Consider the following 19,624-nt stretch of genomic DNA (forward strand, 5'->3'; position numbering starts at 1 on the left):
TTTTGGCATACGGTAGCGGAGGATGTGTTTGGACCCAAGAGCCGGTTTGAGGCCATCGTTCTGGATGCTGCAACGTGTTCCAAGTTCCGCTTTGAATCCGCAGTTCCCCGTGCATAATTTCTGGAAGTGGGCACTATTCCTTTGAGATATTGGGCTATGAAAACAAAATTCTGCGAGATTTTCGGAGTTGAACATCCGGTTGTTTTGGCGCCCATGGCAGGCGTGGTCTCTGACGCATTGGTCGCTGCAGTCAGTAATGCAGGTGGTCTCGGTTTGGCCCCGCTTTGGCATGTCAGCGCAGATGAGCTTCGGACGTCAGTCCGCAACATAAAGCAACTGACCAGCAAACCGTTTGGCGTGAATCTAAACATGGATTTCCCGAGCATGGAGCATCTCGATGCCTGCCTGGAAGAAGGTGTCGAAATCATTTCATTGTTCTGGCAACCGCCTGGAGAGTTTTTGGCTCGTGCGCAATCGGGAGGTGCGAAAGTCATATACAGTGCAGGCGACGCCGCTGACGCAAAGGCTGCTGCGGAACTGGGTGCAGACGCCATTTGTGCGCAAGGTTGGGAAGCTGGCGGGCATGTGCGGGGCACTGTCGGCAGCATGGCATTGATACCTGCTGTCGTTGACATTGTCGGTGATATTCCGGTTGTGGCAGCAGGCGGGATTGCAGATGGACGAGGATTAGCCGCAGCACTCTCGTTGGGTGCCTCCGCGGTATGGGTCGGAACCAGGTTTCTTGCTGCATCAGAGGCCAACGTTCACCCAGACTATCTTTCTCACCTTCTAGCCGCATCGGAGAATGACACGGCCCACTTTGACGATCTTTTCGATATCGGTTGGCCCAATGCGCCGCACCGTGTTTTGAAAAACAGCACAACAAAAATGTGGGAGGAGTCAGGTCGGCTTCCGCTTGGTCAAAGACCCGGAGAAGGAGATGTTGTTGCTTCAACTTCAACCGGGGGTGAAGTGTTGAGGTATCAAAGCAAAACACCTTCTTCTGACCTCACCGGGAACATTGAAGCCGTCTCAATGTGGGCGGGGCAAGGCGTCTCTATGGTCAAGGAAGTGCAATGTGCAAGCGACATTGTTCTCGAAATAGTTAATGAAGCGGAAGTGACTTTGCAGCGAATTCTATGTCGCTGATTGCGCGTCGTGACTCGAGAAGCGGACGTTGGAGCAGCCGCAAAAAACGGCAGCAAAGTCCGCGTTGTGTGAGTTCGACACGCGCAAAGTCTCGCACGGGCAGCGAATGACCACTCCGACGACACTGCATTGCCGAGTTGGATTGTGCGACGAGTTTCCGCAGAAGGATCAAATGGCAGCTGCAAGCTAAGCTGCAGCTGCCATTCTTGGAGCTCGACTAGTACTGGATCGCGTATCCGGCAGCCAGTTCGCCGTCGCTGCGGCGTTGCGTGATCCGCAGTTCCGCGCCGGACCCGCGCGCCTCGGGCGATCCGATCATTAACGGGAACAATTGACGCTCGCCCGCCAAGACCGGCAATTCGTAGACAGAGCCGCCGCGCAACAGCACCACCTCTTTGCCTTTGAATTTCGTGATCGTCGCGGCGCTGCGTGGCCGTTCCAGCTGATCACGTAGCCGAAGGCGCGTGCTGGGTGAGACAAGCATTTCCAAACGACGGTTATCGACAAGCTCCAACTCCATCAGTGCTTCGGAACGGAAGGTAATGCCACCCAGAAAATCGCGTCCGATGGCCCTGATTTCCGGCTTGTCAGGGGTTTCTTCCACGGCGCCGAGTGGCGGCAGACCTGATTTCACCGCACCTTCTTTGACGGCCCTAAGCAATTGCGCCATCAGCTTTTCGTCACCAAGGCACAGAATGATCCGTTCGTTCTGACGGAACCTGCTTGCATCCACCACAAGCGATCGCATGCGTCCACCGGACATGAAACCACCGATGATCCCTGTCAGGTCAGACGATGAATCGGTTGCATCGTCGATGGTGATATTCCGCTGGCAGATGTTGTTGAACCGCCGAATGTCGATCGCACTGCCGCTGGGAGCGACGGGACCATCATGTGGTGAGGCCTCGAGCAGCAGGCACGGATGCCAATTTACCGTCGACCCGCCCACAACCACACTGGCAGGCGGCACGAGGGCTTCTGGCCACGTCATTTTGACGATGCGATCTTCGCCGGGCAGCAGATCATCGACCCGGATTTCGTCAATGAGATAGGTGCCAGGCACCAATGGGTTCGGGATAGGATCGCCAGGGCGAATGGAGGGAATGAATTCCTGAGGATAGCGGAATTCAAACCCGGGGTAGTGGCAGATCATGCCACGCACATAGACTTCTGTCGCTGTGGCAACGCCGTTGTTCCTGACCCGCGCAAAGACATAGTTGTCCTGGCCACGGACCGCGTTTTGGTGCGGTGGGTTGGCATTGTAGGCGAGCGCAGGGATTGGATCGTTTGTTGCCCGAACCCAGATGTCGGGGCTTTGTGCATGCCAGCCCGGCGATGGAACAGCGCCCGTGTCGCTTTGGTTTTCGCGCACCACCACATCGGATGCAAACGCGCCGTCGCGCGCCGCAATGACGGCTGCATCAACGTTGACGCGGCCATAACCATACCACTGAGAAAACTCGGCAACGCCGTCGCCGTCATTGTCGACATAGTTGCCGGTTGGGTCAGTATTGCCAGCATGGATACGCACCGCCGTTGTCCGCAGGATGTTACGCACCTGGATCCAATTCAGTGATGGGTCCGTCGACAGAACGAGCGCTGCGGTACCTGCAATTGTAGGCGAGGCATGGCTGGTTCCGCCAAAGTTGGTGCTATAGTCATTCGCAACTGCCGGTGGCACAGCGCCGTTCAGGGCACCTGTGCCGACATTGACGGTTGTTGTCGTCGGGTCGACCAAGCCACCGTTGTAGGCGGTGTGAGACGGTGCAACGATGTCCATCTCGGGCCCGAACGGGTTGTAAAGCGCGCGTTGATCGGTGATCGCGGCGATATTGGTTGTGTTCCCGCTGGGATCCGGGCTGCTGCTGTTGGTGGGGTTTGTTGGATTGGCACCGATACTTGCCCCAACTGCAATCGTCCGCTCATAGGACGCAAAGCGGCGCACATTTGTGAACTGCACATAGCCCAGATTGCCGGTGGAAAACGTCACAACGCATCCGCGGCCGTTGCGACCATAAACGGTCAGAAAATCAAAGCAGTCGCGCAGCGCGTTGGACAACGCACCGTTGGTCACGCCCCAGGAGTTGGCAATGACGTCCGCGGGCTGGGTTGGAACTGCCGGAAATGCCACATTGGTGTTTCCGGTGTTGAACCCGGCGGACCAGATAAACGCATCCGCCATTTCAATTCCTGTTGCCGGGTTTGCGATCCTGCCCCCAATGAGGCGACAATTCGGGGCAACCCCCGCGATGCCAAGATTGTTGCTGAACGCTGCCGTTGCGGTTCCAGATGTCTGCGTCCCGTGCGTCCCGCTGAGCCCAGCGACAGTTTGCGCCGTCAGATTGTTGAAATTGAAGGAGGTGAGCATCTTGGATGCTCCGTCCGTCAAGTTCGCCGTCAGATCAGGGTGGTTGGGGGTGACACCGTTCACATCAAAAACAGCGATGCAAATATCCGGGCTGCCGCCACGCAGATTGACATCAATGTCATCCAAGGTGTCCCAGGCTTCATCTGCATTGATCAGTGGCAGGTGGCTTTGCAGGCCATAGAGTGTGTCGTTTGGCATAAAGGCATCGTTTTCGATGACGTACAGGATTTGCGGTTCCGCGTAGTCTACCTCTTTCATATTGTTGAGCTTTTCGGCCAGCTCAAGCAGGTCATAGTCAGGTAGCCCGGCACGTTCGACCATGTAGGCATTGCCAGCATAATTGACCGTTCGCTGTATACGTAGGCCAAATTCACGCAAAATTTTCGTGGCCACATCATCGCCGACATCGCCGCCAAAACGGACAACCATTTCATTCGTCAAACCCTGCAGGGGGTTATCCTTGCCGCGTTCGATGACCGCACCAAAGATCACGTTCGCATCGCGACGGGCAGCGAGGCGGGCAAAACCGCTGAGCGCCTGCGTCGCATTTTCGATGCCATTGGGTGTTTCGATCAGAACAAAATCGCTGTCCAATGGTTGATCGGCACTGTCCGTCATCTTGAGATCAAGGCGTTTGAGTCCGACTTCTTCCAGCAGTTCATCGACTTCGAACTTGCTTTCTTCGCCCATGCGCACCGTCGCAAGAACCGCATCCTGTCTGCTGCGGAAGTGCATTGGACCATCAGCAGTAGGATAATGTGGGTCGTTTCTGCGGCCCAACGATACGACTGCCGAATTCGGCCCCGGTGTCAGATGAACCTCGCGGGTGTCAGCTTGCAACGTCGACACGTCGGGTTTCACTGTGAGGATGTAGGTTCCGGGAGCGATTCTTGGCGCCTCGAACGCGCCATGCGCATTCAACTTGAGGCTTTGCTCATCTTCTTTTCCAGTGAGTGTTACGCTGGCCTTGGTAATGGTCTTCGCATCGCGATCCGTGAGGAAAACCTGAAGGGATGTTACACGTGTCATAATGCATCTCCTAAAAAGTGAATTTTAAAAAAGTAGAGTTCGTCGAAATTTGACGGGAGGTCGTTTCGTTGGGCTAAAAAATCCCAGTACCTCTGAGCCAATCATACACGAAATCGCCTGAATTTGTTAGTCAGGATCTCGTACGGAGAAGATTGCCCTGGCCGTCTGGGCCTCGATCTCAGTCATCTCGCGCTCGATATCGAGCAATTCCACGGCAAGATCGGCACCCTGACAGCCGAGCAAAGAGTTCGAATTCAAAGGCAGTCTTGGACCCAAGCGGTGCGTCAACTCATTGCCCGGCGGATCACACGGTGGCTTGTGCCTAGTTTTGCAGCATTGAGCGCCAGCCATCCTGCCTACTGCCAACTCCGGCAAGCCGCACCGTTAGAGGTTCGTACCGGCGCTTCGGATGAGAGCGAGATGGGCGTTTATAACCTTCTTTTCGCCCCGCAGCGCGAGACGAACTTGCGGGTTGGTCTGGACGAGTATCTGCGCTTCGGGCTGGAGGCAGGGATTTTTTATGAAACTTGATTTTGGAGGAACACGCCGATGAGCGGGGACTATAGCAGAGACAGTTTCGATGCCCTGCCCCTCGCCGAGGCGGCGAATGCAAGGCTGGAGGAGGAGCAGGCTGCGAAACGGGAACGCAGTGCAGCATTTCAGGCCGGGATCGAGCAGGCTTTGGATGCGGTGCAGGCCCTTCAGGATTTGGCCGAGCAGGCGCAGGACAGCTAAGCCAGTCGATCGGCGCAGTTGCGTGGTAGTTCTCCCTTCAGAGCTCGGGCCGCCAAAGTGAACACGGATCAATGCGGTTTGCGCAGTCTATAGAGCCCAATAGCAGTGCGACCGAAATACTTGCCGCCGCAATTTATTGGATTCTAAAAGGCGTGGGGCGGCCCTTGGACCACCCTCTGATGTTTTAGCCGAGCTCCTGCAGCCGGGCGATGGCGGCTTTCATTTCGGCTTCTTCGCCTTCGCGCAGCCGAAGGTTCTCTTTGGCTTCTGCAACCACGTCATCCGGCGCTGAGGCAACGAATTTCGGGTTGTTCAGCCTGCCACGCAGCCCGCCCAATTCCTTGCTCAGCTTCTGCATCGTCTTTTCCAAACGCACAATTTCCGAGCCGACATCAATCAACCCTTCCAGCGGAATCCCAAAGGTCCCCCCGTCCGTTGGGATTGTGACGCAGCCTTTGGGGAAACTGTCCACGTGTTCCAGGTTTTCGATCCGCGCCAGCCGCTGGATTAGTGCTGCGTTGTTGTCCCAGGCCGATTGCCCCTTGGTGTCGAGCCCCGAGACGAGCAATGGCACCTTCGAACCTGCCGGCACATGGACCTGCGCGCGCGCAGACCGGATGCTTTCGATCAACCCGATCACCCAGTTCATTTCGCGATCTGCGTGAGCATCGACCAGTTCCGTCCCGTACTCGGGCCAATCGGTGTGGATGAGCATTTTGGTTCGGTTGCCCGCCAGGCCCCAAAGCTCTTCCGTGATGAACGGCATGATCGGGTGCAGCATGATCAGGCATTGATCAAGCACCCAGCGTAGGGTCTGTTCGGTCTCGGCCTTGGCGGCCGCATCATCGCCTTGCAGGATGGGTTTGGAAAACTCCAGATACCAGTCGCAGACTTTGCCCCAGGTGAATGCATAAAGCGCATCGGCCGCGTCGTTGAACCGGTAGCTGTCCATGCCCGCATCGACGGCCTCTCGAACCTTGCCGGTTTCGCCGATAATCCATTTGTTGAGCGTCTGCCTGGCGTCGGGTCGCGTCGCATCGCCCGGATAGGGGATCTGGTAGTGATTGGCGAAGCTGAACGCGTTCCACAGCTTTGTGCCGAAGTTGCGGTAGCCCTTGATCCGGTCTTCACTGATTTTCAGAACACCGCCCAAAGCCGCCATTTGCGCATTGGAAAAGCGGAGTGCATCTGCGCCATAGGCGTCGATCATGTCGAGCGGGTCGATGACGTTGCCGCGCGTCTTCGACATCTTTTCGCCCTTTGCGTCGCGGACAAGCTGGTGGAGGTAGACGGTGTGGAATGGATCGTCTTGCAGGACGGCTTGCGACATCATCATCATCCGCGCAACCCAGGGAAACAGGATGTCCTGGCCGGTGACGAGAACGTCGCCGGGGAAGTATTTCATCGCCGGGTCGTTTTCGTTGGGCCAGCCGAGGGTGCCAAAGGGCCAAAGGCCGGAGGAGAACCATGTGTCTAGGACGTCGGGGTCGCGCATGAGCGTGACCGTGGATCTGTTTTCGGATCCGCCGTCACCTTCCTGGAACGTCATGTATTCGAATTGGGCCGCGTCTGTCTTCAAATCGACGGTCGCATTCGGGCCGTAGTAAGCCTCAGCCTGCGCCTTCACGTCCTCATCGCTTGCACCACAGAAATACTTTGCGTCGCCGTGGTAATTGTCGAAGTCTTTCAATGCGTCCTTGGTTGGCCCATACCAAACAGGGATTTGATGCCCCCACCACAGCTGCCGCGAGATGCACCAGGGTTCGATGTTTTCCAGCCAGTGGTAAAACACCTTTTCGCCCGACTCGGGCATGATCTTGACCCGGCCTTCGCGGACGGCATCAAGCGCGGGCTGGACGATTTTGGACGAGTCCACGAACCACTGATCGGTCAGCATCGGTTCGATGACCACTTTGGAGCGGTCGCCGAACGGCTGCATGATCTTTTTGGCCTCTACGAAAGGGATCGTCCTTGGCAATTCAGCCTGGTCGCCATCGGATGCTTCAGCGGTTTCGAGCGCTGGGTTTGCGACCATAACCGCGTTCCCCTCTGCCGTGATGTCCGTCACGATGCGCGCGCGCGCCTCAAGCCGGTCGAGGCCACGGTATTCATCGGGGACAAGGTTCATCGCGGCAACCTTGCCTTCGTCGAAGCCCTCTTCACCCCGCGCAATGCGCTGTGCCGTTGCGGCCGCTGTGGCATATGGTTCACCGTCGTCGCGCATGTGCGCCTTGGTGTCCATGAGGTTGTACATCGGGATGTTGCCGCGCTTCGCAACTTCGTAGTCGTTGAAGTCATGCGCGCCGGTTATCTTGACCGCACCGGACCCGAAATCCGGATCGGGGTAGCGGTCGGTTATGATCGGGATCAGTCGGCGGTGTTCCTTGGGTCCAACCGGGATTTCGCACAGCTTGCCGACAATAGGGGCGTAGCGCGTGTCATCGGGGTGCACAGCGACCGCGCCGTCGCCCAGCATGGTTTCCGGCCGGGTTGTGGCGATCGAGATATAGTCGCGCACTTCGCGGATGGTGACGTTGCCGTCTTCGTCCTTCTCGACATATTCATAGGTTTGCCCATCCGCGAGCGGGTATTTGAAGTGCCACATGTGGCCGTCAACTTCATTGTTCTCGACTTCGAGATCGGAAATTGCCGTTTCAAAATGCGGGTCCCAGTTGACCAGTCGCTTGCCGCGATAGATCAGGCCGTCGTTGTACATTTGCACAAAGACCTTGAGTACGGCGTCATGGAAGTTACCGGGCTTCTCTGTCGCGGGTGCGCTTGCAGCCCCGGACATGGTGAAGGCCGAACGTTCCCAATCCATACTGTCGCCCAAGCGACGCGCCTGTTGTTCGATCACGCCGCCCTTGTCCGCTTTCCACTCCCAAACTTTGGAGATGAACTCGTCCCGCGGCATCTCGGACCGTTTCCGGTTCTCTCCGTCCGCGGCCATCTGTTTTTCGACCATCAACTGGGTTGCGATGCCCGCGTGATCCAACCCGGGCTGCCACAGGACATCATATCCCTGCATCCGCTTCCAACGGGTTAGCATGTCCATGAGCGTGTGGTTAAACGCGTGGCCCACATGTAGAAAACCGGTCACATTGGGCGGGGGCAGCTGGATACAAAAGGTGTCTGCACCGGGTTTGGCATTGGTCCCGGCTGCAAACGCGCCTGCATCTTCCCACATCTTGTATATGCGCGGTTCGGCCTCAGCGGCGTTGAATGTCTTTTCCATCTGCGACTTCCATTGTCTTTCGTGGGCTATACTCCAGACCATATCCAACAAGAAGACCCTAAAGCCCAGCCGAAAGAGTCGAGTTGGAGTTTCCCCGGTTGTATGCGCGGCCATGGGTCTGGTGACGCCTGCCTGTCAGTAGCGGTTCCTTCCCATCTGGTCGGAGGCCAATAGACCAAAGAAGCAAGGTGAGGCGAGGGGGTGGCGTTATGCAACCCACCCGACTTGCATGGCGACCCGGGCATATCGAAGGCGTTGCGCGGTGTGACCGCCATGGTCATCCCCGACCCAAAACGAATGGCACCTTTTAGTCGTTCCCCAATCGCCTAGCGGATAGAGTGGCGACTGAAGGTGTCTGCGGTGTATTGGACGGTATCCGCGCCCACTCCCGACGCGGCGGGGACGGTCCCGCTAGCCTCCAAAATCATCTAGCATGATGTCTTCGCGATCGACACCGAGGTCCATCAACATGGTGATACAGGACGAGTTCATGATGGGCGGACCACACATGTAGTATTCGCAATCTTCCGGTGCGGGGTGGTCCTTGAGGTATTCGTCATGCAGGACGTTGTGAATGAAGCCCGTATATCCCGACCATTCATCTTCTGGCAGCGCATCCGAGAGGGCGACGTGCCAGGTGAAGTTCGGAAACTCCTTGGCCAGTTCGTCGAAGTCCTCGACAAAGAACATCTCTTTCTTGGACCGCGCGCCGTACCAGAAGGTGATCTTGCGATCGCGGTTCTTGAGGCGCTTGAGCTGGTCGAAGATGTGGCTGCGCATGGGTGCCATGCCCGCGCCGCCACCGATGAACACCATTTCCTTTTGCGTATCCCGTGCAAAGAATTCACCAAACGGGCCTGAAATCGTGACCTTGTCGCCGGGCTTGAGGTTGAAGATGTAGGATGACATCTGACCGGGGGGCACATCCGATCCCGGAGGCGGCGATGCCACCCGGACGTTGAGCATGATCAGCCCTTTTTCCTCGGGATAGTTGGCCATCGAATAGGCCCGCTCGATCGGTTCGGGCACAGATGACTTGTATTGCCAAAGATTGAACTTGTCCCAATCCTCGCGATATTCGTCCTGAACGTCGAAATCGGTGTAGCTGAGGGAGTGCTGGGGCGCTTCGATCTGGATGTAGCCACCGGCGCGGAAGTTCACGTCCTCGCCCTCGGGCAATTCTAGCACGAGGTTCTTGATGAATGTGGCCACGTTTTCGTTCGACCGAACCGTGCATTCCCATTTTTTGACGCCGAACACCTCTTCGGGAACTTCAACCTCCATGTCCTGCTTGACCGCAACCTGACAGGACAGGCGGTCACCACAGGAGGCTTCGCGCTTGGTGATGTGGCTTTCTTCGGTGGGCAGGATGGACCCGCCACCGGAATGGATGCGCACGCGGCATTGGGCGCAGGTGCCGCCGCCGCCACAGGCCGAGGGAACAAACAGCTTTTGCTCGGCCAGGGTTTGCAAAAGTTTGCCACCGGCGGGCACTGAGATCGTTTTTTCACCGTTGATGGTGATGTTCACGTTGCCGCTGGAGACCAGCTTGGACCGGGCGGCGAGGATGATTGTCACCAGCGCCAGCACGATCAGTGTGAACAGAAGGATACCAAGACCAAAGGTTGCCATATCAATCGCCCCTTACAGTTTCACGCCGGAGAACGACATGAACGCCATGGCCATGAGGCCCGCGGTGATGAAGGTGATGCCGAGGCCCTGCAGGCCGTCGGGGATGTCAGAGTATTTCAGTTTCTCGCGCACGCCCGCCATAGCAGTAATGGCAAGCGCCCAGCCAAATCCGGACGAGACGCCATATGTGACGCTTTCGCCGAAATCGTAGCCGCGTTCGACCATGAACAGCGACCCACCGAGGATGGCGCAGTTCACCGTGATCAGGGGCAGGAACACACCCAGTGCGTTGTAGAGCGGCGGGAAATACTTATCGAGCACCATCTCGAGGATCTGCACCAGCGCGGCAATCACCCCGATATAGGAGATCAGGCCGAGAAATGTCAGATCAACGTCACCAAATCCGGCCCATGCCAGCGCACCGGGGGCAAGTAGGTAGGTCAGGATCAGGTTGTTGGCGGGCACCGTGATCGACTGCACGATCATCACGGAAATCCCTAGCCCGATGGCTGTCGAAATCTTCTTGGACACCGCGATGAACGTGCACATGCCAAGGAAGAAGGATAGGGCAAGGTTTTCAACAAAGATCGCTTTGACGGCGAGGGCGAGATAGCTCTCCATCAATGGGCCTCCATCGTCTGGATTTTGTATTCGCGTTCTTCAACCTGCTTGGGTTTCCAGGCGCGGAAGGCCCAGATGATTAGGCCGATGATGAAGAAGGCCGAGGGTGGCAAAAGCAACATGCCGTTGGGCACATACCATCCGCCGTTGTTAACCGTTGGCAAGACCGTGATGCCAAAGAGGCTGCCCGAGCCAAACAGCTCGCGAATGAAGCCGACCAGCATCAGGATAAGGCCGTAGCCCAGCCCGTTTCCGACCCCGTCGATGAAACTGTCGAGTGGAGGGTTCTTCATGGCAAAGGCTTCGGCACGGCCCATAACGATGCAATTGGTGATGATCAGGCCCACAAAGACCGAAAGGGTCTTGGAGATTTCAAAGGCGTAGGCCTTGAGCACCTGGTCCACCAGGATCACAAGCGAGGCAATGATCACCATCTGCACGATGATACGGATGGAGCTGGGGATATGGTTCCTGATCATCGAGATGAACATCGATGAGAACCCGGTGACCAACGTCACCGCGATGGTCATCACCAGTGCCACCTGCAAGGACGATGTCACAGCCAATGCGGAACAGATGCCAAGCACCTGCAGGGTGATGGGGTTGTTGTCGACCAATGGGTCGATCAGCATGTCTTTGCGTTTATGAGCCATCAGATGCCTCCCGCTTTGAGATTTTCAAGAAACGGGGCATATCCAGCCTCGCCCATCCAGAATTTGATCAGGTTGTCGACACCGACCGACGTCAGTGTTGCCCCTGCCAGCGCGTCGATGTGGTACTCGTCGCCCGCTGCCGGTGCAGTCTTGGCCACCGTGATTTGAAGTGTTCCTGCGTCATCGCGCAGCCGGGCACCGTTCCACAGCACACGCCAGCGCGGGTTGTCGACCTCGGCCCCCAGCCCCGGGGTTTCGGCATGTTCATAGAATTGCAGGCCGAAGATGTCGTTGCCGTTTTCTTCAAGCGCGATGAAGCCGTAAAGCGTGGACCATAGGCCATATCCGTGTATGGGGAGGATGACCTTGTCCACCTCGCCCGCATCATCGCGTAGCAGGTAGACAGTGACATAGTCGGATTGTCGCCCAATGCCGGCGGGATCATCTGTGAGTGCTTTCGATGTCGCCGGATCGTCAGCCGCTGCACGATCATCAAAGGTGGCGGGATCGAACGCATCCGAGAATTGTCCGGTTGCCAGTTCCAGCACGTGAGGCTCGAACACCGAGAATGCCTCGATCACATCGGCGTCGGGATCGTGGATGCCGGCCACCTGCAGGATGTTGATCTGTTTGTCCTTGAGCGCGTTGACGGCTTGAGCCGGGCGCAAGGCAACTGCGGCTGAAGACACGACCATTGACGCAACAAGGCAGACCGCGACGGCGACAAAGATCGTCTTGCCAACAGAGTCGGGGGGCAGCGCAAGGAAACGCCCGATGGGCCCTTTGGGTGCGTTTTGCGGGTCTTGATCAGACATTACGCTTTGCCCTCCGCTTGATGTTCGCCTGCACGACAAAGTGGTCGATGAGTGGCGCAAACACGTTTCCGAACAGGATGGCCAGCATCATACCCTCGGGGAAGGCGGGGTTAATGACCCGGATCATCACAACCATGACACCGATCAGCGCGCCATAGATGTAGCGACCCATATTGGTATGCGCACCCGAGACCGGTTCCGTCACCATGAAGACAAGGCCAAAGGCATAGCCACCCAGCACGAGGTGCCAGTACCAAGGCATGGCAAACATCGGATTGGTGTCGGATCCTATCGCATTCAGCAAGAGCGAAAAAGCGATCATGGCGCCCAAACAACCGACCACCATTCGGTAATTGGCGATCTTTGTCGCCAGCAGGAATATAAGACCCAGTAGCGCCGCCAGTGTGGATGTTTCGCCCAAGGACCCCGGCACAAAGCCCAGGAAGCTGTCCCACCAGGTCATGCCGCGCGCGGCCAGTTCCTGGAATCCGTCCGATGCGCTGACGGCCAGGGCTGTGGCCCCGGTAAACCCGTCCACCGGCACCCAGACACTGTCGCCTGACAGTTGTGCGGGATAGGCGAAATACAGAAACGCCCGCCCAGTCAGGGCCGGGTTGAGGAAGTTCTTGCCGGTTCCGCCAAAGACTTCCTTGCCGATCACCACCCCAAAGATAATGCCCAAGGCCACCTGCCACAGCGGCGTCGTTGCGGGCAGGATCAGGGCATAGAGCATGGACGAGACCAGAAAGCCTTCGTTCACCTCGTGTTTGCGGATCGTCGCAAAAACAACCTCGAAGATACCGCCGGCCACCAGCGTCACGATGTAGATGGGTAGGAAGTACATAAGCCCATGCAGCATGTTCGCGAGGGGGTTAAGCGGGTTAAACCCGATCCCCAGACCGTCAATGATGGCCGCGCGCCAGCCCGAGGGGCCAAATTCGGCAATCGCGAGGTTCGTCTGGTACCCGGTGTTGTAGAGCGCCATCAGGATGCAGGGGATCGTCGCCAGAACCACGTAGGTCATGATCCGCTTCATATCGATGTATGAACGGGCATGCGGTGCGACTGTGGTGACGGTCTTGGGAGTATAAAGAAAGCTCTCCACCATCTCGTAGATGGGGAAGTAACGCTCCCACTTGCCGCCCTTTGTAAACTGCGGCTCGATCCTGTCGAAGAAGTTGCGAAGCCCCATACCTTACCCTTCTTTCTCGATTTTTGCGAGGCAATCGCGCAGGGCGATCCCGTATTCGTACTTGGCGGGGCAGGCAAAGCCCACAAGGCCAAGGTCCTCTTCGTCGAGTTCAAGCGCCCCCAAAAGCTGGGCCTGGTCGGTGTCCATCACCAGCAAGGCGCGCAGCAATTGCGTTGGCAAAAAATCCTGCGGCATCAGTTCTTCGAATGTGCCCAGGGGAACCATGGCCCGGCGGCCGCCGTTCAGGTTTGATGTCAGCGGGAAGGGGCGCTTGGCGAGAGCAGACCCGAGAACAGGCTGCACCGCATATTTGGACACCATCGGGCGGATCCACCCCATCGGAATCTGCTTATTGTCCTCTTCGATCAGCGTGACCTGTCGGGCGTAGCGGCCCAGATAGGCATCATCGCCTTTACCAGCCCGTCCACTCAGGACCGAGCCCGAAATCATCCGGACCGGGTAGTCGGGAAAATCATCTGCACACAAGTCGACAAGGGAAGCCCCAGCGACGGTGCGAACCAAACGCGGGTCGGCGCAGGCTGGTCCGGACAGTGCGATGATGCAGCTTGCATCATATGTCCCTGTCAGCATTAGGCGACCGATGACGATCACGTCCTGATACCCGATCGTCCAGACATATTGGTCGGCTTGGGGTGGGGTCAGAAAGTGCATATGAGTGCCAGCCAGCCCCGCGGGATGCGGGCCGCTGAAATTGACGGCTTCAACTCCGGGCAGGTCGCTGCCGGGCAGGGGATCGCCAGATCCTTGGCACAGATAGGTTGGACCGTTCGTCAGAGCTGCGATGGTCTTCAGCCCTGCTTCAAACGCCTCTGCGTCCTGTGTGATTGCGATTTCTGGGTCGGGCGCCAACGGCTCTGTATCCGTTGCGGTCACGTAGATTGCAGCCGCTGTGCTGTCTGTTGCGGGGATCTTCGAATAAGGGCGCGTCCGGAAGGATGTCCACAAACCTGCCGCGCACAACCGCTCGACAATCCCGTCACGGGTGGTGACGTCGCCGACCTTCGAAAAGTTCACAGGCGCGGCAGAGGATTCGTGCGTATCGATCACCACACTCATGAGCTTGCGCCGCGCCCCTCGGGTGATTGCGCGTACCCGACCTGACACGGGCGAAACGATCTGTGCTTCCGGCATCGTCTTGTTGATCATGACCGGAGTGCCGGCAACGACCTCATCGCCTTCTGTAACCAGAATACTTGGTTTCAAATCAATATAGTCGGCACCCAGCAGCCCGACGGAAGTGACATTGCGGGCGTCCTCAACGTCGGACCTCGGGGCACCGGATATCGGCAGGTTCAAGCCTTTTCGGAGCACAAATTGCTTCACTTTTGAGACCTTCATTTATTGATAGCCGCTGGGGGCCGCTTGGCTTACTGTGTGGCCGCGTCGGTGCTAGAGCTTTTTTATGACTTTGACCATATTGAGGTTGAAGATTTTACAAATTGGTCTAAGGCCAACCCGACCGCGCAAGAAGGGGACTTTCTGTGACCGCCTCACTCAAATTGCACCGCCGTACGTTTCTCGCGATGACACTTGCCCTTGCTGCATGTAAAAATCGGGCTCATCTTATTGAGATTGCAGGACTTTCCATGGGGACGACATATAATGTCGTCGCTGTAGATCACGATGGGATGCTGGACAACGCCGAGGTCAAACAGGCGATTGACGCTGCTCTTGCCGATGTTACCGCCAAGCTGTCGAACTGGGACAACGGCTCAGAAATTGCGCAGTTCAACGCCGGTTCAAGCGGCGCGCCGCAGGTGATGTCGCGCGAATTGTCGCGCGTTATGAACGCATCCGCGCAGGTGCATCAGGCAAGCGAAGGGCGTTTCGACACCACGATTGGTGGTTTGATCGAACTATGGGGCTTTGGTGCGCCCGGGGCTGCAACGGTGCCGAATGCCGACGCTGTGGCTCAGGCACTGGAAACTTCTGGTCATCAAAATGCGCTGAGCGTGAACGGCGATCAATTGGCCAAGCGCAACGCGCAGGCGCAAGTCTATCTGGCGGGTATCGGCAAAGGCTATGGCGCGGACCACATTGCACAGGTTCTTGGGGCGTTCGGCCTGACGGACTACATGGTCGAAATTGGCGGTGATCTTTACACCTCTGGCCGCAATCCCGACGGGTTGGCCTGGCAGATCGGGATCGAGGCGCCGAACCCAGCGGATCGCACGCTGGCTGGTGTTGTCGGTCTGTCTGGCATGGGTCTGGCAACCTCGGGCGACTACCGTAACTATTTCGAAGTGGACGGTCAGCGCTTTTCGCACTTGATTGACCCAACCACGGGCTACCCCGTGACCCATGCGACCGCATCGGCGACCGTACTTGCAGAAAATGCAATGCTTTCAGACGCATGGTCGACAGCGATGCTTATCCTTGGCCGCGAGAAGGGGCTTGAGGTTGCAGCTACTCAGGACATTGCGGTTCAGTTCATCGAACGTCGTCCGCGAGTTGAACAGCCGGCCTTTGATACATACGTCAGTTCCAGATTTGAGGCGCTGACCACCTGACGGAATTTCATTGAGGCACCTGATATGGCCACTTTCCTGCTGACATTCCTGTTTCTTCTTCTGGTCACGCTGGGCATGTCGCTTGGCGTGATCTTCATGAACAAGCGGATCAAGGGCAGTTGTGGCGGTCTGAATGCGATTGGTGACGGCAATGAATGTCTGGTCTGCCACAAGGAAATCGACCCGGATTCACCTTTGAAAGAGCGCCTTCAGTGTCCGCGCGCCCGAAAAATGTTGGAGCGGTCCGGCCTGGATCACTCGGCTTAACCGGGCAGATCGATTGGAATGAATCCCAAGATCAGCAGTCCGCTTGCTGCAATCAGGCCGAATATCCAGTATTGATAGATCGGTCCCTCAGCCTTCCATACACGCCGATATCTGTGCCCCGCCAGACAGGTGAGGCAGAAAATGATTGTCGCCAGTGCCGGGCTGAGCGTGAGATTGCTGAAATCCATCGGCGTTCCTTGTGAACCATCGATAAAGTGCTGAGCCGTCAATATGACCGGGCTGACGTGATCGTCCAGCACATTTCATGCATAGCAATCGGTCAACGGCGGTCAAAAACCGGCGAAAAAGTGGGTGTGTGCGAAGGATTCTGTACGGCGTTGTCTTGAATTAGGATTTTAATTGTATACTACAGCATACAATTTCAAGCCGGTGCACGAATGCCGTGGCACCGAACCAGCGGAATACCAGACGCGGATAGGCCCATGACCCTCTATACTGAATACCTGACGGAAATCGAAACACGAAAAGAACAGGGGTTGAGCCCGAAGCCCATCGATGATGGCGCTTTGACCAAGGAGGTCATCGGCCACATCAAGGATGCAAACAGTGCGCATCGCGATGACTGCCTAAACTTCTTTATTTACAATACGTTGCCCGGTACCACGAGTGCCGCTGGCGTCAAGGCCCGCTTCCTGAAAGAGATCGCTTCGGGAGAGGCGGTGGTCGATGAAATCACACCAGCCTTTGCCTTTGAGTTGCTCGGCCACATGAAAGGCGGGCCTTCCGTCGAAGTGCTGCTGGACATGGCGTTTGGCGCAGATGACGACATTGCCAAGGACGCCGCAGACGTCCTGAAGACTCAGGTGTTTCTCTACGAGGCAGACACTGACCGGATCAAAGATGCTTATGAGGCGGGCAACCCGATCGCCGCCGACCTTCTTGAAAGCTATGCCAACGCCGAGTTTTTCACGAAGCTGCCCGATATCGACGAAGAGATAAAAGTCGTGACGTATATCGCCGCTGAGGGCGATATCTCAACCGACCTGCTCAGCCCGGGCAACCAGGCGCATTCCCGTGCTGATCGAGAGTTGCACGGCAAGTGCATGATGTCTGAAGAAGCGCAGAAAGAGATTGAAGCACTCAAGCTGAAGCACCCCGATGCGCGCGTCATGTTGATTGCAGAGAAGGGCACGATGGGCGTTGGTTCTTCCCGTATGTCAGGGGTCAACAACGTGGCGCTGTGGACCGGTAAGCAGGCGTCGCCCTACGTTCCATTTATCAACATCGCTCCGGTTGTGGCTGGAACGAACGGCATCTCTCCGATCTTTCTGACCACTGTTGGCGTGACGGGTGGCATCGGTGTCGACCTGAAAAACTGGGTCAAGAAGCTGGGCGAGGATGGCAAGCCGATCCTCAACAACGACGGTAACCCGGTGCTGGAGCAGCGTTACTCCGTTGAAACCGGCACGGTGCTGACCATCAATACGAAGACCAAGAAGCTATACAGTGAAGACGGTAAGGATGAGCTGGTCGATATGGCCGGGTCGTTCACGCCTCAAAAAATGGAATTCATGAAGGCGGGCGGGTCTTACGCGATTGTCTTTGGTATGAAGCTCCAGACCTTCGCAGCCGAGACGTTGGGCATCGAAGCGCCTGCGGTTTTTGCCCCTTCCAAAGAGGTCAGCCACGACGGCCAGGGCATGACTGCGGTTGAAAAGATCTTCAACGCCAATGCTCTTGGCACAACGCCAGGCACGGTCCTGCACGCCGGTTCGGACGTACGAGTGCGGGTCAACATCGTGGGATCGCAGGACACCACCGGCCCGATGACGGCGCAGGAACTTGAAGCGATGGCGGCAACCGTCCTGTCGCCGTCCGTGGATGGGGCCTATCAGTCCGGCTGCCATACGGCGTCGGTGTGGGATGCAAAAGCGCAAGCCAACACGCCCAAGCTGATGGCATTCATGAACAAGTTTGGTCTGGTCACAGGGCGCGACCCCAAGGGCAAGTACCACGCCATGACGGATGTGATCCACAAGGTGCTCAACGACATTACGGTCGATGATTGGGCGATTATCATTGGTGGTGACAGCCACACTCGGATGTCGAAAGGTGTAGCATTTGGTGCGGATTCCGGCACCGTTGCCCTGGCGCTGGCCACCGGCGAAGCGTCAATGCCGATCCCCGAGTCCGTGAAGGTGACCTTCAAGGGCAAGATGGCCGATCACATGGATTTCCGAGACGTGGTTCATGCGACCCAGGCCCAGATGTTGGCGCAACATGGTGACAACGTATTCCAGGGGCGCATCATCGAAGTGCATATCGGTACGCTGCTGGCAGACCAGGCCTTTACCTTCACCGACTGGACGGCTGAGATGAAAGCCAAGGCTTCGATCTGTATCTCGAACGACGAGACGCTGATTGAAAGCCTGAACATAGCCAAGAGCCGCATTCAGATCATGATCGACAAGGGCATGGAGCATGAAAACGGTATGCTCGCCAAACTGATCGACATCGCTGAACAGCGCATCGCTGATATCAGATCGGGCAATAAACCCGCGCTGACGCCAGACGACAATGCGCAATACGCGGCCGAAGTGGTGGTCGATCTTGACCAGATCGTCGAACCGATGATCGCCGACCCTGACGTCAACAATGTCGATGTCTCCAAGCGCTACACACACGATACGATCCGCCCGATTTCCTATTATCAGGCTGAAAAGAAGGTCGATCTTGGTTTTGTTGGGTCCTGCATGGTCCACAAGGGTGATATCAAGATCGTAGCCCAGATGCTGCGCAATCTCGAGATGCAGTTTGGAGAGGTGAAGTTCCAAGCGCCGCTTGTGGTGGCAGCCCCAACCTACAACATCGTCGATGAGCTGAAGGAAGAGGGCGACTGGGCCATATTGCAGAAGTATTGTGGCTTCGAATTCGATGATGCTGCGCCAAAGGTGACGGCACGCACCGAATACGAGAACATTCTCTATCTTGAGCGGCCTGGCTGTAACCTGTGCATGGGCAACCAGGAAAAAGCAGCCAAGGGCGACACTGTTCTGGCCACGTCGACGCGCCTGTTCCAAGGCCGCGTTGTCGCGGACAGCGAGACCAAGAAGGGCGAGTCCTTGCTTGGATCGACGCCTGTGGTGGTCCTGTCTGCCATTCTGGGTCGGACTCCAACGCTTGAGGAGTACAAGGTCGCGGTTGAAGGCATCAACCTCACCAAGTTTGCCCCGCCGCTCAAAAAGCCGCTGGACAGCTTGTCGGTCCACTTCTAACGCGGGTTCGGGCAGCGCAAAGAACATCCGGGCGTGCGCGCAAATAGTGCGTGCGACCCGGAACAAAGCCGGCGCTGCGGTGCGTTCCTAATAAAGACGGGCGCCCTGCGTATCGAAATGATATGCGCTCTGCGGATTGAACCCGAGGCGCAGGTCCTGAC

General features: G+C 57.0%; 15 protein-coding genes. 6 read left to right on the forward strand and 9 right to left on the reverse strand.

Features of this window, described 5'->3' with window-relative positions:
• Positions 1 to 156: 156 nt before the first annotated feature.
• Positions 157 to 1,149, forward strand: coding sequence for an NAD(P)H-dependent flavin oxidoreductase (locus AC6RA8_RS04625; RefSeq protein WP_500350952.1), 993 nt, complete (start codon positions 157 to 159; stop codon positions 1,147 to 1,149).
• Positions 1,150 to 1,366: 217 nt separating this feature from the next.
• Here AC6RA8_RS04625 and AC6RA8_RS04630 read toward each other — a convergent pair whose 3' ends face one another.
• Positions 1,367 to 4,546, reverse strand: a complete 3,180-nt coding sequence (locus tag AC6RA8_RS04630; RefSeq protein ID WP_500350953.1) for a S8 family serine peptidase — start codon at positions 4,544 to 4,546, stop codon at positions 1,367 to 1,369.
• A gap of 123 nt (positions 4,547 to 4,669) precedes the next feature.
• On the opposite strand from AC6RA8_RS04630, the gene AC6RA8_RS04635 reads away from it, so the two are divergent.
• Both AC6RA8_RS04635 and AC6RA8_RS04640 read left to right on the forward strand, forming a co-directional pair.
• Positions 4,670 to 5,077, forward strand: a complete 408-nt coding sequence (locus tag AC6RA8_RS04635) for a hypothetical protein (protein ID WP_500350954.1) — start codon at positions 4,670 to 4,672, stop codon at positions 5,075 to 5,077.
• A gap of 18 nt (positions 5,078 to 5,095) precedes the next feature.
• A complete protein-coding gene (locus tag AC6RA8_RS04640) occupies positions 5,096 to 5,281 on the forward strand; it encodes a hypothetical protein (RefSeq protein ID WP_500350955.1) in 186 nt (61 codons plus the stop codon).
• Positions 5,282 to 5,465: 184 nt separating this feature from the next.
• Here the strand turns inward: AC6RA8_RS04640 and AC6RA8_RS04645 are convergent, their stop codons facing one another.
• The 7 genes from AC6RA8_RS04645 to AC6RA8_RS04675 form a co-directional block, all read right to left on the reverse strand.
• On the reverse strand, positions 5,466 to 8,516 hold the full coding sequence (locus AC6RA8_RS04645; protein ID WP_500350956.1) for a valine--tRNA ligase: 3,051 nt from the start codon (positions 8,514 to 8,516) through the stop codon (positions 5,466 to 5,468).
• Positions 8,517 to 8,927: 411 nt separating this feature from the next.
• Complete coding sequence (nqrF, locus tag AC6RA8_RS04650; RefSeq protein ID WP_500350957.1) at positions 8,928 to 10,148, reverse strand: NADH:ubiquinone reductase (Na(+)-transporting) subunit F; 1,221 nt, start codon at positions 10,146 to 10,148, stop codon at positions 8,928 to 8,930.
• A gap of 12 nt (positions 10,149 to 10,160) precedes the next feature.
• Positions 10,161 to 10,769, reverse strand: coding sequence for an NADH:ubiquinone reductase (Na(+)-transporting) subunit E (nqrE, locus tag AC6RA8_RS04655; RefSeq protein WP_500350958.1), 609 nt, complete (start codon positions 10,767 to 10,769; stop codon positions 10,161 to 10,163).
• Positions 10,769 to 11,422: an NADH:ubiquinone reductase (Na(+)-transporting) subunit D gene (locus AC6RA8_RS04660; protein WP_189371257.1), complete on the reverse strand. Its 654-nt coding sequence runs from the start codon at positions 11,420 to 11,422 to the stop codon at positions 10,769 to 10,771. Before AC6RA8_RS04660 ends, nqrE begins: the two co-directional genes overlap by 1 nt.
• On the reverse strand, positions 11,422 to 12,237 hold the full coding sequence (locus AC6RA8_RS04665) for a Na(+)-translocating NADH-quinone reductase subunit C (RefSeq protein WP_500350959.1): 816 nt from the start codon (positions 12,235 to 12,237) through the stop codon (positions 11,422 to 11,424). The genes AC6RA8_RS04660 and AC6RA8_RS04665 overlap by 1 nt, the downstream gene beginning before the upstream one ends.
• The gene (locus AC6RA8_RS04670; RefSeq protein WP_500350960.1) at positions 12,230 to 13,429 is read right to left on the reverse strand and encodes an NADH:ubiquinone reductase (Na(+)-transporting) subunit B; all 1,200 of its coding nucleotides are present in this window, start codon (positions 13,427 to 13,429) and stop codon (positions 12,230 to 12,232) included. Before AC6RA8_RS04670 ends, AC6RA8_RS04665 begins: the two co-directional genes overlap by 8 nt.
• A 3-nt stretch (positions 13,430 to 13,432) precedes the next feature.
• Positions 13,433 to 14,773, reverse strand: a complete 1,341-nt coding sequence (locus AC6RA8_RS04675) for a Na(+)-translocating NADH-quinone reductase subunit A (protein WP_500350961.1) — start codon at positions 14,771 to 14,773, stop codon at positions 13,433 to 13,435.
• A gap of 263 nt (positions 14,774 to 15,036) precedes the next feature.
• Between AC6RA8_RS04675 and AC6RA8_RS04680 the strand changes: the two genes are divergently transcribed.
• Together AC6RA8_RS04680 and nqrM are read left to right on the forward strand one after the other, a co-directional pair.
• Positions 15,037 to 15,960, forward strand: coding sequence for an FAD:protein FMN transferase (locus AC6RA8_RS04680; protein WP_500350962.1), 924 nt, complete (start codon positions 15,037 to 15,039; stop codon positions 15,958 to 15,960).
• Positions 15,961 to 15,984: 24 nt separating this feature from the next.
• Positions 15,985 to 16,227, forward strand: coding sequence for a (Na+)-NQR maturation NqrM (gene nqrM, locus AC6RA8_RS04685; RefSeq protein WP_500350963.1), 243 nt, complete (start codon positions 15,985 to 15,987; stop codon positions 16,225 to 16,227).
• Here nqrM and AC6RA8_RS04690 read toward each other — a convergent pair.
• The gene (locus AC6RA8_RS04690) at positions 16,224 to 16,487 is read right to left on the reverse strand and encodes a hypothetical protein (protein ID WP_500350964.1); all 264 of its coding nucleotides are present in this window, start codon (positions 16,485 to 16,487) and stop codon (positions 16,224 to 16,226) included. The two genes, nqrM and AC6RA8_RS04690, sit on opposite strands and share 4 nt — an antisense overlap.
• Positions 16,488 to 16,670: 183 nt before the next feature.
• On the opposite strand from AC6RA8_RS04690, the gene AC6RA8_RS04695 reads away from it, so the two are divergent.
• Positions 16,671 to 19,463, forward strand: coding sequence for a bifunctional aconitate hydratase 2/2-methylisocitrate dehydratase (locus AC6RA8_RS04695; RefSeq protein ID WP_500350965.1), 2,793 nt, complete (start codon positions 16,671 to 16,673; stop codon positions 19,461 to 19,463).
• Positions 19,464 to 19,624 lie beyond the last annotated feature (161 nt).

It is taken from the genome of Tateyamaria sp., from assembly GCF_059783535.1.

Bases quoted from the DNA above. Each gene is read 5' to 3' on its own strand.
- nqrF (WP_500350957.1), bottom strand. From the start codon at position 10,148: ATGGCAACCTTTGGTCTTGGTATCCTTCTGTTCACACTGATCGTGCTG.
- AC6RA8_RS04645 (WP_500350956.1), bottom strand. From the start codon at position 8,516: ATGGAAAAGACATTCAACGCCGCTGAGGCCGAACCGCGCATATACAAG.
- AC6RA8_RS04670 (WP_500350960.1), bottom strand. From the start codon at position 13,429: ATGGGGCTTCGCAACTTCTTCGACAGGATCGAGCCGCAGTTTACAAAG.
- AC6RA8_RS04640 (WP_500350955.1), top strand. From the start codon at position 5,096: ATGAGCGGGGACTATAGCAGAGACAGTTTCGATGCCCTGCCCCTCGCC.
- AC6RA8_RS04625 (WP_500350952.1), top strand. From the start codon at position 157: ATGAAAACAAAATTCTGCGAGATTTTCGGAGTTGAACATCCGGTTGTT.
- AC6RA8_RS04660 (WP_189371257.1), bottom strand. From the start codon at position 11,422: ATGGCTCATAAACGCAAAGACATGCTGATCGACCCATTGGTCGACAAC.
- AC6RA8_RS04695 (WP_500350965.1), top strand. From the start codon at position 16,671: ATGACCCTCTATACTGAATACCTGACGGAAATCGAAACACGAAAAGAA.
- AC6RA8_RS04680 (WP_500350962.1), top strand. From the start codon at position 15,037: ATGGGGACGACATATAATGTCGTCGCTGTAGATCACGATGGGATGCTG.
- AC6RA8_RS04665 (WP_500350959.1), bottom strand. From the start codon at position 12,237: ATGTCTGATCAAGACCCGCAAAACGCACCCAAAGGGCCCATCGGGCGT.
- nqrE (WP_500350958.1), bottom strand. From the start codon at position 10,769: ATGGAGAGCTATCTCGCCCTCGCCGTCAAAGCGATCTTTGTTGAAAAC.
- AC6RA8_RS04630 (WP_500350953.1), bottom strand. From the start codon at position 4,546: ATGACACGTGTAACATCCCTTCAGGTTTTCCTCACGGATCGCGATGCG.
- nqrM (WP_500350963.1), top strand. From the start codon at position 15,985: ATGGCCACTTTCCTGCTGACATTCCTGTTTCTTCTTCTGGTCACGCTG.